Origin of the sequence: Burkholderia sp. WSM2232 (assembly GCF_000472545.1) — a bacterium.
Lineage (GTDB): Bacteria > Pseudomonadota > Gammaproteobacteria > Burkholderiales > Burkholderiaceae > Paraburkholderia.
In genome coordinates this window covers 1-13,750 of sequence record NZ_AWZV01000041.1, presented here as the reverse complement: position 1 = coordinate 13,750, position 13,750 = coordinate 1, and the positions used below count along the sequence as shown (strand labels likewise).

At 62.5% G+C, this 13,750-nt stretch carries 15 protein-coding genes; 14 read left to right on the top strand and 1 reads right to left on the bottom strand.

Going from position 1 to position 13,750, the window contains the following annotated elements:
* Positions 1–85 precede the first annotated feature (85 nt).
* The 14 genes from F757_RS0127650 (at position 86) to nagZ (ending at position 13,385) form a co-directional block, all read left to right on the top strand.
* On the top strand, positions 86–469 hold the full coding sequence (locus F757_RS0127650) for a protein YgfX (RefSeq protein ID WP_027214214.1): 384 nt from the start codon (positions 86–88) through the stop codon (positions 467–469).
* A 116-nt stretch (positions 470–585) separates the two neighbouring features.
* Positions 586–1,185, top strand: a complete 600-nt coding sequence (gene rpoE, locus F757_RS0127645) for an RNA polymerase sigma factor RpoE (protein ID WP_013340057.1) — start codon at positions 586–588, stop codon at positions 1,183–1,185.
* 81 nt (positions 1,186–1,266) lie between these two features.
* Positions 1,267–1,923 (top strand): sigma-E factor negative regulatory protein, encoded by a 657-nt coding sequence (locus F757_RS0127640; protein WP_027214213.1) that lies wholly within the window; start codon positions 1,267–1,269, stop codon positions 1,921–1,923.
* A gap of 4 nt (positions 1,924–1,927) precedes the next feature.
* Complete coding sequence (locus F757_RS0127635; RefSeq protein WP_027214212.1) at positions 1,928–2,971, top strand: MucB/RseB C-terminal domain-containing protein; 1,044 nt, start codon at positions 1,928–1,930, stop codon at positions 2,969–2,971.
* 34 nt (positions 2,972–3,005) lie between these two features.
* Positions 3,006–4,541: a DegQ family serine endoprotease gene (locus tag F757_RS0127630; protein WP_027214211.1), complete on the top strand. Its 1,536-nt coding sequence runs from the start codon at positions 3,006–3,008 to the stop codon at positions 4,539–4,541.
* Entirely contained in the window at positions 4,538–4,822 is a 285-nt protein-coding gene (locus F757_RS0127625) for a glutaredoxin family protein (RefSeq protein WP_027214210.1), read from the top strand. Before F757_RS0127630 ends, F757_RS0127625 begins: the two co-directional genes overlap by 4 nt.
* A 212-nt stretch (positions 4,823–5,034) precedes the next feature.
* On the top strand, positions 5,035–6,828 hold the full coding sequence (lepA, locus tag F757_RS0127620; RefSeq protein ID WP_027214209.1) for a translation elongation factor 4: 1,794 nt from the start codon (positions 5,035–5,037) through the stop codon (positions 6,826–6,828).
* Between the two features lie 18 nt (positions 6,829–6,846).
* Positions 6,847–7,740: a signal peptidase I gene (gene lepB / locus F757_RS0127615; protein ID WP_027214208.1), complete on the top strand. Its 894-nt coding sequence runs from the start codon at positions 6,847–6,849 to the stop codon at positions 7,738–7,740.
* Positions 7,741–7,948: 208 nt separating this feature from the next.
* Entirely contained in the window at positions 7,949–9,187 is a 1,239-nt protein-coding gene (gene rnc / locus F757_RS0127610) for a ribonuclease III (protein WP_027214207.1), read from the top strand.
* A gap of 54 nt (positions 9,188–9,241) precedes the next feature.
* Positions 9,242–10,141, top strand: coding sequence for a GTPase Era (gene era / locus F757_RS0127605; RefSeq protein ID WP_027214206.1), 900 nt, complete (start codon positions 9,242–9,244; stop codon positions 10,139–10,141).
* Positions 10,128–11,048 (top strand): DNA repair protein RecO, encoded by a 921-nt coding sequence (recO, locus tag F757_RS0127600; protein ID WP_027214205.1) that lies wholly within the window; start codon positions 10,128–10,130, stop codon positions 11,046–11,048. The genes era and recO overlap by 14 nt, the downstream gene beginning before the upstream one ends.
* The gene (gene pdxJ, locus F757_RS0127595) at positions 11,045–11,809 is read left to right on the top strand and encodes a pyridoxine 5'-phosphate synthase (protein ID WP_027214204.1); all 765 of its coding nucleotides are present in this window, start codon (positions 11,045–11,047) and stop codon (positions 11,807–11,809) included. The genes recO and pdxJ overlap by 4 nt, the downstream gene beginning before the upstream one ends.
* A 26-nt stretch (positions 11,810–11,835) precedes the next feature.
* Positions 11,836–12,291, top strand: a complete 456-nt coding sequence (gene acpS, locus F757_RS0127590; RefSeq protein ID WP_027214203.1) for a holo-ACP synthase — start codon at positions 11,836–11,838, stop codon at positions 12,289–12,291.
* A gap of 65 nt (positions 12,292–12,356) precedes the next feature.
* Positions 12,357–13,385 (top strand): beta-N-acetylhexosaminidase, encoded by a 1,029-nt coding sequence (gene nagZ, locus F757_RS0127585; RefSeq protein WP_027214202.1) that lies wholly within the window; start codon positions 12,357–12,359, stop codon positions 13,383–13,385.
* Positions 13,386–13,471: 86 nt separating this feature from the next.
* On the opposite strand, the gene F757_RS0127580 is transcribed toward nagZ, so the two are convergent.
* A partial coding sequence (locus F757_RS0127580) for an IS3 family transposase (protein ID WP_027214201.1) occupies positions 13,472–13,750 on the bottom strand: 279 nt, incomplete at its 5' end.

The following is a 13,750-nucleotide window of genomic DNA, read 5'->3' as shown; positions in this document are numbered from 1 at the left end:
GGCGCCGGTTGCACTGGCGCCTTCCCCTGAAACGGTCCTGTCCGAAAGAGCGCCGCAGCGAATCGCGCTGCGGCGCTCTTTCGCGATGCGCGCTGCGTCAGCTGTTTTCATCGCGACGGCATCGGCGGCGGTTTATGGCTGTCTGTCGTCGTGGCTGGGCGCCTGGCAAGCGCTTCCGTTGGCGCTTGCTGCGTTCGCGCTTCTCGCGCTTGGCTCGGTGCGATACGACCGGGCGCAGCCGGTCGCGCTGACACTGGGCCGAGAGAGCCTCGCTGCGTGGGGGCGGGCCGGTATTCTGCTCGCACAAGGTCGCATAGCGGGCTGCGCCCATTGGGGTGACCGTCTGCTGGTGCTCGTGCTGAAACCGGAAGAGGGGCGCTCGCACACGCTGCTCGTTCCCGCCGACACCGTCCCGCCGGCTGTCTTTCGCGAGCTGGCGGTGCGCGCCCGGCGACGCGCCGGCGCGTGACTGTAACGACTGTAACCGCTGTTACCGGGCGTCATGTGCTGCGTAACGTGCCCCCGTCGAGCGGGACGCTACAATGGTGCCCCCGTCATGCGCCCTTAAGTTAACGGATTTATCAGGTGAGCGAAAAAGAAATTGATCAGGTGCTGGTCGAGCGCGTCCAGAAGGGCGACAAGGCCGCGTTCGAGCTTCTGGTCTCCAAATACCACCGCAAGATTCTCCGGCTGATCTCGCGCCTCGTGCGCGACCCCGCCGAGGTGGAAGACGTTGCGCAAGACGCTTTCATCAAGGCTTACCGCGCGTTGCCGCAATTTCGCGGCGAATCCGCGTTTTATACGTGGTTGTACCGGATTGCGGTCAACACGGCGAAGAACTACCTTGCGACCCAGGGCCGGCGAGCGCCGACATCGACGGAAGCAGATGCTGAAGAAGCTGAAACTTTCTCGGACGCCGACCAACTAAGGGATATCAACACGCCTGAGTCGATGTTGATGAGCAAGCAGATCGCCGAGACGGTCAATGCTGCGATGGCGGTTTTACCGGAAGAGCTGCGTACCGCCATTACTCTTCGTGAAATTGAAGGTCTGAGCTACGAGGAAATCGCAGAAATGATGAGCTGCCCGATTGGCACCGTCAGATCGCGAATTTTCCGCGCTCGCGAAGCCATTGCGGCAAAATTGCGTCCGTTGCTTGACACACCTGAAGGCAAGCGCTGGTAAACCCGGCGCGCCGACCGGGGCGCGGGTGCAATATCTGGATTAGTGGTGTCACTACGGGATTTTCGTAAGATGGGGAGCATCATGGGGTCGGTCTCGATGCAATCGCAAGCCAGTTCGCGCGGCGAGCGTCTGTCCGCTTTTGTCGACGGTGAGCTGTTCGGCGAAGAGCATCTGAATCTGGACAAGTTTGTGTCCGAGCTGGACGGCGAAGATCGCGCCGCGTGGTCCAGCTATCACCTGATTGGCGACGCATTGCGTTCGGACGATCTCGCAATCAGTGCCGCAACGAGCAATGCTTTTCTCGGCGGCTTTGCAGCGCGCCTCGAAAGCGAGCCGCATCTGCTCGCGCCGGCTTTGCAGTCTGGTTCGCGGCCGGCCTCGCTGCCCATCACGCGCCGTCTGCTCGCGCTGCGCCGCCGGGCCGTGCCGGCCTTTGCCGTGGCTGCGGCGGCTGCCACCCTCACGTGGATCGTCGTGCCGCAACTACAAGGCGTGCCGGGCGGCCCGGGTGCAACGCAGGTCGCCTCCGTGTCTTCGCATGGCGACGCGCTGCAAAAGGTGGCGATGGCATCCGTGCCCGCTGCCAACGTCATGCCGGTCGCTCAAGACGCCAACATCATTCGCGACGCGAGCCTCGACCAGTATCTGGAAGCACACCAGCAATTCGCGCAGCAACCGGTCCTGCCGGGTTCCATGCCGCTCATCCGGGCTGCCGCCGTTTCAACGCAAGGCCAATAGTTTGATGCAGACTCCGCGGTTCAATAAAACGACTATCTGGGGGCGGCTGCCAGCATTTCTGTTCTGTGCAGCCGTATTGTTGTCCGCTACGCCGCGGGTCTTTGCACAAACCGACGATCCGCTCGTCGCGCGCCGCACGGCCGCCGATCTGCTCGATCGCATTCATCAGGCCGCGCAGCAGCAGAACTATGAAGGCGCATTCGTCTATCAGCGGGGCAATTTCGTTCAGACCTCGCGAATCGCGCATTACGCGACGCGCGGCGACGGCGAATTCGAGCAGTTGGAAAGCCTGGACGGCAAGCCGCGCAAAATGCTGCGTCATAACGACGAGCTCTACACGTTCGTGCCGGAACGTCATCTGTGCGTGGTGGAAAAGCGCCAGAACAAAGACTCGTTTCCCGCGTTGCTTGCTGTAAGCGGCGAACAGGTTCTGTCCGTGTATGAACCCAAGGTACTGGGTGACGACCGTGTGGCTGGCATCGAAAGCCAGGTAATCGAGCTCGACCCGAAAGACGCTTACCGTTTTGCTTACAAACTGTGGGCCGACAAAAAAACCGGTCTGCTGCTGCGCGTGCAAACGCTCGACCCGAACGGTCAGGTGCTCGAACAACTGTCGTTTTCGCAAATTCGGATTGGCGTGCCGGTCGACAAGGCGGGCATCGTCAACGGAATGCGCAATACCGCCGGCTGGACGGTAGTGCGTCCGCCCATCGAGCCGGTCGACATCGCTGCGCAAGGCTGGCAGTTCGGCGCAACGGTGCCGGGCTTTCGCAAGATCCGCGAACTGCGCCGTCCCATGGCGGCGCGCGAAGCAGGTCAGCCTACTATTCCGGTAGATCAGGCGGTGTTCTCGGACGGTCTCGCCGCGGTCTCCGTGTTCATCGAGCCGGTTGAGAACAATACGCGAAAGGAAGGCGCGGGCAGCAGCGGCGCGACACACGTGCTGGTCAAGCGGCGCGGTGACTTCTGGATTACCCTGCTCGGCGAAGTGCCTCAGGCCACGTTGCAGCAATTCGCGTCTGCCATAGAATACAAGGCTCCGAAGTAATTCTCCGAATCCTGAATCCCTCGGCTTCCACACTATGACGACTTTCTCGCTGCGCAAATTCTTCGCCGCCGCGGTGGTGGCGGCATGTTTGCCGTTCGCACCGCACACGGCGTCGGCGGCCTCCGCAGCCAATCTGCCCGACTTTACCGACCTCGTCGACAAGGTTGGACCGGCGGTCGTCAACATTCGCACGACCACCCGCGTGACGAGCGGCGGCCCGCGTGGCGCACTGCCGCCCGGCATGGACGACGGCGATATGTCCGAATTTTTCCGGCGCTTTTTCGGCATTCCGATGCCGCAGTCGCCGCAATCGCCACAATCGCCCGGTATGCCACGCGGCGGCAACAACGGCGGCAATGGCGGTAGTGGTGGTAGTGGCGGTAGCCAGGACACGCCGGACAGCAACGACCTCGAACAGAACAGCGGCGTCGGCTCGGGCTTCATCCTGTCGGCTGACGGCTATGTGATGACGAACGCGCACGTCATCGACGACGCGGACACCATCTATGTCACGCTGACCGACAAGCGCGAATTCAAGGCAAAGCTCATCGGCGTGGACGAGCGCACCGACGTCGCTGTCGTGAAGATCAGCGCCGCCAACCTGCCGACCATCACGATCGGCGACTCGAACAAGGTTCGCGTGGGCGAGTGGGTCGTCGCAATCGGCTCGCCGTTCGGCCTCGAAAACACGGTGACAGCCGGCATTGTGAGTGCCAAGGGGCGCGACACCGGCGACTATCTGCCGTTTATCCAGACCGACGTGGCCGTCAATCCCGGCAATTCGGGCGGGCCGCTCATCAACATGCAGGGCGAAGTGATCGGCATCAACTCGCAGATCTACAGCCGCACCGGCGGTTTCATGGGCATCTCGTTCGCGATTCCGATCGACGAGGCAATGCGCGTGGCCGACCAGTTGAAGGCGTCCGGCAAGGTGGTGCGCGGCCGGATCGCCGTGGCAATCGGCGAGGTGACGAAAGACGTTGCGGACTCGCTCGGTCTGCCGAAGGCGCAGGGCGCGCTTGTCAGCAGCGTCGAGCCGGGCGGCCCGGCGGACAAGGCCGGCGTGCAGCCGGGCGACATCATCCTGAAGTTCAACGGCCATTCCGTGGACACGGCGACAGACCTGCCGCGCATGGTCGGCGACACAAAGCCGGGCACGAAGGCGACCATCACCGTCTGGCGCAAGGGCCAGACGCGCGATCTGCCGGTCACGATCGCCGAGATGCAGCCGGACAAGACTTCAAAGGGCGACCAGAAAAAGCCGCAGCCGCCGAAGCAGCGCGCCACGAACGCGCTCGGCCTTGCCGTCAGCGATATCCCGGCTGATCAGTTGCGCGCGCTGAAGTTGCGCAATGGCGTGCAGATCGACGCGGTGGACGGCCCGGCGGCGCGAGTTGGCCTGCAGAAGGGCGACATCGTCCTGCGCGTGGGCGATACCGATATTACGAGCGCCAAGCAGTTCGACGAAGTGACTGCTCATCTGGACTCGCAGAAGATGGTCGCGCTGCTGGTGCGCCGGGGCGAGAACACGCAGTTCGTGCCGATTCGTCCGCGCAGCGTACAGAAATGATGGAACTGGCACCGCTCACGCTGTATGGACGCGCGTGGTGCCATCTGTGCGACGATATGCGCGCCGCGCTCGAGCCATTGCTGGCCGAGTTCGGTGCGCAAGTGCAAGTGATCGACGTAGACAGCGATCCCGTGCTGGAAGCGCGCTACAACGAAAGGGTGCCGGTTTTGTTGTGCGACGGTGTTGAACTCTGCCACTACTATCTGCAGGAATCGCGCGTGCGCGCCGCACTGGCGGCCCGCGCCGCCGGTGTCGCCGGTGTTCAGGAAGAGGCATCCTGAAACCAGTCAGGCTTTGCAAAAATCTTTAAAGCGCTTAGCGGGCGTGCCGCCAGCCTTACGTTACTCGTCCTTCGCCGGCCCGGCTGCCGTCCGAACCTCTCAAGATACGCCGGCCGCCGGCCTTTTCGGCTAAAATAGATAAGTTTTTCACCTACTTACAAGGCGTGCTCCGCTATTGTCCGAGCGCGCCTTTTTTGCTTGATCGGCACTGAATGGATCATATTCGTAATTTCTCGATCATTGCGCACATCGACCATGGCAAGTCGACGCTCGCCGATCGCATCATTCAGCTTTGCGGCGGTCTGTCTGACCGCGAGATGGAAGCCCAGGTGCTCGACTCGATGGACCTCGAACGCGAGCGCGGCATCACCATCAAGGCGCAAACCGCGGCGCTGACCTATCGCGCGCGCGACGGCAAGGTCTACAACCTCAACATGATCGACACGCCGGGCCACGTCGACTTCTCGTACGAAGTCAGCCGCTCGCTGTCCGCGTGCGAAGGCGCGCTGCTGGTTGTCGACGCGAGCCAGGGCGTGGAGGCGCAGACGGTGGCCAACTGCTACACGGCAATCGAGCTCGGCGTCGACGTTGTTCCGGTGCTCAACAAGATCGACCTGCCGGCCGCGAACCCGGAAAACGCAATTGCAGAAATCGAAGACGTAATCGGCATTGACGCGACCGACGCCACGCATTGCAGCGCAAAGACGGGTCTGGGTGTCGAAGACGTGCTCGAGGCGCTGATCGCGAAAGTACCGCCGCCGAAGGGCGATCCCGACGCGCCGCTGCAAGCGCTGATCATCGACTCGTGGTTCGACAACTACGTCGGCGTGGTCATGCTGGTTCGCATCGTCAACGGTACGCTGCGACCGAAAGACAAGATCCGCCTGATGGCGACCGGCGCGCAGTATCCGGTCGAACACGTTGGCGTATTCACGCCGAAGTCGAAGAATCTGGAAGCATTGTCGGCCGGGCAGGTGGGCTTCATTATCGCGGGCATCAAGGAATTGGCCGCAGCGAAAGTGGGCGATACGGTGACGCTCGTGAACCGTCCGGCGGAAGAGCCGCTGCCGGGCTTCAAGGAAGTGAAGCCGCAGGTGTTCGCCGGCCTCTATCCGGTCGAAGCCAACCAGTACGACGCGCTGCGCGATTCGCTCGAAAAACTGAAACTGAACGACGCATCGTTGCAATACGAGCCGGAAGTTTCTCAAGCGCTGGGCTTCGGTTTCCGCTGTGGCTTCCTCGGCCTGTTGCACATGGAAATCGTGCAGGAACGTCTCGAACGCGAGTTCGACATGGACCTGATCACGACGGCGCCCACCGTGGTGTACGAAGTCGTGCAGCGCGACGGCACCACGCTGATGGTCGAGAACCCGGCCAAGATGCCTGAGCCGTCGAAGATCGAAGAGGTGCGCGAACCGATTGTCACGGTCAATCTGTACATGCCGCAAGACTATGTCGGCCCGGTGATCACGCTGTGCACGCAAAAGCGCGGCACGCAGATCAACATGCAGTACCACGGCCGCCAGGTGCAGCTCACCTATGAAATTCCCATGGGCGAAGTCGTGCTCGACTTCTTCGACCGCCTGAAGTCCATTTCGCGCGGCTATGCGTCGATGGACTACGAGTTCAAGGAATATCGCGCGTCGGACGTGGTGAAGGTCGACATGCTGATCAACGGCGATAAGGTCGACGCACTCTCGGTCATCGTGCACCGTTCGCAAAGCCAGTACCGCGGCCGCGAAGTGGCGGCAAAAATGCGCGAACTGATTCCGCGTCAAATGTACGACGTTGCGGTGCAGGCCACCATCGGCTCGAACATCATCGCGCGCGAGAACATTAAAGCGTTGCGTAAGAACGTGCTGGCAAAATGCTACGGCGGCGACATAACACGTAAAAAGAAGCTGCTGGAAAAGCAGAAGGCAGGCAAGAAGCGAATGAAGCAGGTGGGGTCCGTCGAGATTCCGCAAGAGGCTTTCCTCGCCATCCTGCGTGTCGAAGACAAATAAGACGAACAACGGAACCCTATGAATTTTGCGCTGATTCTTTTTGTGCTCGTTATTTTAACGGGCGTCGCATGGGTCGCAGACAAACTGGTTTTCATGCCGCAACGACGGCGCGCGGCGCAAGCCGCGGTCGACGAGTTCGACCGGCAGCAGGAACGCGTGGGCGAGCGTTTCGCCGACGAGAACGCCGCGCAAACGCGCGCGCGTCTGCGTGACGACAAGCTGCGCCAACCGTGGTGGCTGGAATACTCGGCGAGCTTTTTCCCGGTGATTCTGGTGGTTTTCGTGGTGCGCTCGTTTGTCGTTGAGCCGTTCAAGATTCCGTCGGGCTCTATGGTGCCCACGCTGCTGGTGGGCGACTTCATTCTCGTCAACAAGTTCGATTACGGCATTCGTCTGCCGATCATCAACACGAAGATCACCGAGGGCCGTCCGCTTCAGCGCGGCGACGTGGTGGTGTTCCGCTACCCGAAAGACGAGTCGGTCGATTACATCAAGCGCGTGATCGGTTTGCCGGGCGACATCGTCGCGTATCAGGACAAGCAGTTGACGATCAACGGCAAGCCGGTGCCGGAAACGCCGCTGCCTGACTACCTCGACGAGGAACGCCTCGGCTACGCGAAGCAGTTTGAAGAAAATCTGGAGGGCCGCAAGAACGCGATCCTGAACAATCCCGCGGTGCCGCCGTTTATCGTGGGCGCCGAAGACTATCCGTATCGCGATAACTGCACCTACAACGCACGCGGCGTTATCTGCAAGGTTCCGCCGGGCAATTACTTCATGATGGGCGACAACCGCGACAACAGTGCGGACAGCCGCTATTGGGGTTTTGCGCCGGACAAGAATATTGTCGGCCGCGCGTTTTTTATCTGGATGAACTTCAGCAATCTCAAGCGCATTGGTTCGTTCCAGTGAACTCCGCGTAAGCTGCTGCACTCGCCGCAAGCGGGGCCGTTTATCAACGAGTGATCGCGACCGGATGTGCGATCGCCTCAACGGTCCTCAAAGTGGCGGCGAGTTATCACGCCACTTTAAGAAACTTCGGTAACGTCGCTTCACCACGCTTTTTCCGCTGGCCGTACCGCGTTTTCGCCCGGTACGGCGCCCGCGTTATACTCTGCCCATGCCCTCATCTCCGTTGGAAAGCCGTCTGCGCTATGAATTTCGCAATGCGGAATTGCTGCGCCAGGCTTTAACGCACCGCAGTCATAGCTCCACGCACAACGAACGGCTCGAATTTTTAGGCGACTCCGTTCTGAATTGCGCGGTGGCTGCGCTATTGTTCCAACGTTTCGGCAAGCTGGACGAGGGCGATCTATCGCGCGTCCGCGCAAACCTCGTCAAGCAGCAGTCGCTTTACGAACTCGCTCAGGCCCTGAATATTTCCGAAGGTCTTCGGCTTGGCGAAGGCGAGCTGCGAAGCGGCGGCTTTCGTCGGCCGTCCATCCTCGCAGATACGCTGGAAGCCGTGCTCGGCGCGGTTTTCCTCGACGGCGGCTTTGAGGCTGCGCAAACTGTCATCAAGCGTCTTTACGTGCCGATTCTCGATCACATCGACCCGCGCACGCTCGGCAAGGACGCCAAGACGCTTCTGCAGGAATATCTGCAAGGACACAAGATTGCGTTGCCGACGTACACCGTCGTGGCTACGCATGGTGCGGCGCACAATCAGCAGTTCGAAGTCGAATGCACGGTTCCTAAGCTGGAAGTGAAGGTGTCGGGCTCGGGTGCCAGCCGCCGTGCCGCGGAGCAGGCAGCGGCGAAAAAGGCGCTGGACGAAGTGATGGCCGCCGCGCCGGCCGTCGTCTCCAGGTCGAAGCGGTCCAAGGGTGCCCGCGCGGCCAAGAAAGCCGAAGCGGAGGTCGTGCCGGGCGTGACCGGCGTCCAGGCTGCGTTGGATCTGCGCAGCAGCTCCGAGCGCAAGAACGAGCGCGCCGCGATGCGCAGCGACACGCGCGTGGCGCAGGGCGCGGACACTGTGAGCGAGCGTACCGTTCTGTCACTGCCAGGCGCTGCGGCTGCGCCGCTCGCCGTGATCCGCGCCGCGCACGTCGAATACACCGCGCCTGAGCGGGCAGAGCGCACGGACAAGACAGAGAAGGCCGAGAAAGTGGACCGGGCGGACCGAGCCGACAAGACAGACAAGCCGGCGGCACACTCAACCGAGAAGTCTGCCGAGCCCACAATCGCCGAACCCACCGCCCGCACAGCCGATAAACCGCACCGCGCCCGCGAAGCTGCGGCTAACGCCAGCCCGGCCGCAACGAGCGCAACGAGCGCAACGAGCGCGATCGCGCCCACCGAACACGAACCCGGCGTGGCCGACGCGGTACAAACGCGCGTCGCCGACGCGGGCCATTGATTGCCATCGGCGCGCTCACACTGCGCGTCGTCCGAACCCTGCCGTAGCCCGAATATGAACGCTCCCACTCCCACTGGTTTTCGCTGCGGCATGGTCGCAATCGTCGGCCGTCCGAACGTCGGCAAATCGACGCTGATGAACGCGCTGGTCGGCCAGAAAGTCAGCATCACGTCGCGCAAGGCGCAGACCACGCGCCATCGCATCACCGGCATTCACACGCTGGAAGACGCGCAGTACATTTTCGTCGACACGCCCGGCTTCCAGACCAAGCACAGCAGCGCACTGAACCGTTCGTTGAACCGCGCGGTGACGTCCACGCTTACCGCCGTGGATGCCATCCTGTTCGTGATCGAAGCCGGCCGTTTCGGTGCGGACGATCAGAAGGTGCTCGACCTGATACCGCCGTCGGTGCCCACACTGCTCATCGCGAACAAGCTCGATCGCGTCTCGGACAAAGACTCGCTGTATCCGTTCATGCAGCAGATGAGCGCGCTGCGCCCGTTTAACGAGATCGTGCCGCTGTCGGCCAAGAACCCGGACGACATCAAGCGTCTGATGGCGACCGTGAAGCCGTATCTGCCCGAAGGCGCGCCGATTTACGGCGAAGACGATCTCACCGATCGCAGCGAACGCTTTCTCGCCGCCGAAATTCTGCGTGAAAAAGTGTTCCGCTGGACCGGTGACGAATTGCCGTACACCAGCACCGTGCTGATTGACAAGTTCGAGACCGAAGGGCGGCTGCGTCGTATCTTCGCGACCATCCTTGTCGAACGCGATACGCACAAAGCCATGATCATCGGGCAGAAGGGCGCCAAGCTGAAGCAGATCAGCAGCGAGGCGCGCCTCGACATGGAAAAGCTGTTCGACGGCCCTGTGTATCTCGAAACTTTCATCAAGGTGAAGAGCGGCTGGGCCGACAACGAAGCGGGACTTCGTGCGTATGGGTACGAATGACGCGTGGGTCACGCTGAATTCCGACACCGACCCGGACGATTCCGAGCCGGCCGAGCCGTCGCGCGAGCGCTCCGCCAGGGCCGCTCGCGGTAGCCGCAAAACCTCCGCTCGCAGCGCCCCGGACACCACTGCCGGGGACGAGCCGCGCAAGACGCCGGCCCGCAAGTCGTCGCGCGGTTCTGGCTCGCCGTCCGAATACCGGATCGCGGAGCAGCCCGCGTTCGTTCTGCACAGCTATCCGTATCGCGAGACGAGCCTGATCATCGACGTGCTGTCGCGCGATCACGGCCGTCTCGCGCTGGTCGCTAAGGGCGCGAAGCGTCCGCACTCCGCGCTGCGCGGCGTGTTGCAGACGTTCCAGCCGCTCGCGCTGTCGTGGTCGGGCAAGTCGGAGGTGCGTACGCTCACCGGCGCGGAATGGGTCGGCGGCATGTTGCCGCTGACGGGCGACGCGCTGCTGTGCGGCTTCTACGTGAACGAACTGCTCGTGAAGTTCTGCGCGCGCGAAGATCCGCACCCGCAACTGTTCCATCATTACGTGGTCACGATGACGCGCCTCGCGCACGACGAGCCGCCGGTCCAGGTGCTGCGCTCGTTCGAGCGGGTGCTCCTGCGCGAGACAGGTTATGCGATGTCGCTCGATCGCACGGTTACGCGCAAGGCGGTTGAAGCGGGTAGCCGCTACGTGTTTGACCCCGAGCGCGGCGTGCGCGAAGCATCCGACGACTTGCCGGCGCAATGGCCGGTGGTCGCTGGGCAAACCTTGCTCGATATGGAAAAGGACGATTACCATCGAGCGCAGACCGTGGCGCAAAGCAAAACGCTGATGCGCTTTCTGCTCAACACCTACCTTGGCGGCACGCCGCTCGCGACGCGCCAGATCCTGATCGACTTGCAGAACTTATGAGCTTCTTTCTAACGTCGCCGACCGTGATCGATCTCGGCGTGAATATCGACCACGTCGCCACGCTGCGCAACGCGCGCGGCACGTCTTATCCCGACCCGATCCGCGCCGCGCTGATGGCGGAAGAGGCGGGCGCCGACGCCATCACGCTGCATCTGCGCGAAGACCGCCGGCATATCGTGGACGCCGACGTGCGCACGCTGCGTCCGCTTCTGAAAACGCGAATGAATCTGGAATGCGCGGTCACGCAGGAAATGCTCGACATCGCGTGCGAGGTGCAGCCGCACGACGTTTGCCTCGTGCCCGAGAAGCGTCAGGAACTGACGACCGAAGGCGGTCTGGACGTGGCCGGCCAGTTCGAGGCGGTGCGCGCCGCGTGCCGCCAGCTTGCGGACGCGAAGTCGCGCGTGTCGCTCTTCATCGACCCCGAGGAGACGCAGATTCGCGCCGCGTACGAAGCCGGCGCGCCGGTCGTCGAGTTGCACACCGGGCGCTACGCCGAGGCGCACGATCCCGCGCAACAGCAGCGCGAGTACGAGCGTGTGGTCCGCGCGGCCGAGTTCGGCGCGACGCTCGGCATCAAGGTGAATGCCGGCCACGGTCTGCATTACACGAACGTCCAGCAGATCGCGGCGATCGACGGCATTGTCGAGCTGAACATCGGTCATGCGATCGTCGCGCATGCGCTCTTCGCCGGCTGGGACAACGCGGTGCGCGAGATGAAGGCGATTATGGTCGCCGCGCGTCTCGGCGCACGGGCCTGATGCCTTCGCACGGACCCGCCACGCCTATGACCATCTACGGTATCGGTACGGACATCGTGCAGGTGAGCCGCGTCGCGGCGGTCATGCAGCGCACCAACGGGCGCTTTGCCGAGAAGGTGCTCGGGCCCGACGAGCTGCGCGTCTATCACGCGCGCCACGCGCGTTCGGCGGCGCGCGGCCTTGCCTTCCTCGCCACGCGCTTTTCGGCGAAAGAAGCGTTCTCGAAGGCAATCGGCCTCGGCATGCACTGGCCGATGACATGGCGCGCGCTGCAAACGCTGAACAAGCCGAGCGGCGAGCCGATGGTGGTCGCCTCGGGTGAGCTCGCCGAATGGCTTGCGGCGCGCGGCATCACGGCGCGCGTCACGATCAGCGACGAGCGCGACTATGCGGTGTCGTTCGTGATCGCTGAGAGCGCGCAGACTGAGAATCCTGAGGCCACGAGCCCGGCTCGCGCCACTCATCCTGTCGACAAAAACTGACGCGGAACCGCGGCCCGCGCGGCCGCGTCTTTCCTTGCTCCACGCATTCTTCAAAGCGGAATTCGATGAAAACCATTCCCGGACCGGTGATGCTCGACGTGGTCGGCAAAACGCTGAACGACGACGACAGGCGCCGCCTTGCCCATCCCATGACCGGCGGCGTGATTCTATTCGCGCGCCACTACGAGAGCCGCGCGCAACTCATCGCGCTGACCGATTCAATCCGTGCGATTCGCGAGGATCTGCTGATCGCCGTGGATCACGAAGGTGGCCGTGTGCAGCGCTTCCGGACTGACGGCTTCACGGTGCTTCCGGCGATGGGCAAGCTCGGCGCGTTGTGGGACAGCGACGTGCTGCATGCCACCAAGGTTGCGACGGCGGTCGGCTACATCCTCGCCTCCGAACTGCGCGCATGCGGGATCGACATGAGCTTCACCCCGGTGCTCGATCTGAACTATGGTCAGTCGCAAGTGATCGGCGATCGCGCGTTTCATAGCGATCCGCGCGTGGTGACGCTGCTCGCGAAAAGCCTCAACCACGGTCTTGCGCTAGCGGGCATGAGTAACTGCGGCAAGCATTTTCCGGGGCACGGTTTCGCGCACGCCGATTCGCACGTTGCGATGCCCGTCGACGAGCGCACGCTCGATGAGATTCTGCGCGACGACGTCGCGCCGTATGACTGGCTCAGCCTGTCGCTCGGCTCGGTGATCCCGGCGCATGTGGTCTATCCGCAAGTCGATTCGAAGCCGGCGGGTTTCTCGCGCGTGTGGCTGCAGGAAATCTTACGCGGCAAGCTGCGCTTCGAAGGCGCGATCTTCAGCGACGATCTGTCGATGGAGGCCGCGCGCCAGGGCGGCACCCTCACCGAAGGCGCGACGGCGGCACTGCAAGCCGGCTGCGACATGGTGCTGATCTGCAATCAGCCTGAACAGGCGGAACGGGTGCTGGACGAATTGCGCTTTACGCCGTCCCGGGAATCGCAGCAGCGGATCAAGCGCATGCGGCCGCGCGGCAAGGCGCTCAGGTGGAGCAAGCTGGTCGCGCAGCCGCAGTATCTGCAAGCGCAGGCGTTGCTGCGCAGCGTGTTCGCCTGAGCGGCGAACAGCGCACACCGAACAGCGGCCAGAAAAAACGGCGTCTCGTAATGAACTGACCCCGTAAAGTTGGACAGTTTGGTCGGCTAGGCTGTTGAGGGCTGAGTTCTGTACATCACGGGACTCAGCCCTTTCAATTTCAGCTTGATGCGCTTGTGGTTGTAGTAGTGGATGTACTGTTTGATGCCGGCCTTCAGTGCATCGATGCTTTCGAACCTGTTCAGGCGGAAGAACTCCGACTTAAGGGTGCCAAAGAAGCTTTCTATCGCTGCGTTGTCGTGGCAGTTTGCCTTGCGCGACATACTCTGGGTCAGGCCACGTTGATCGAGCATCCTCCGGTAGGCGGACATCTGGTATTGCCATCC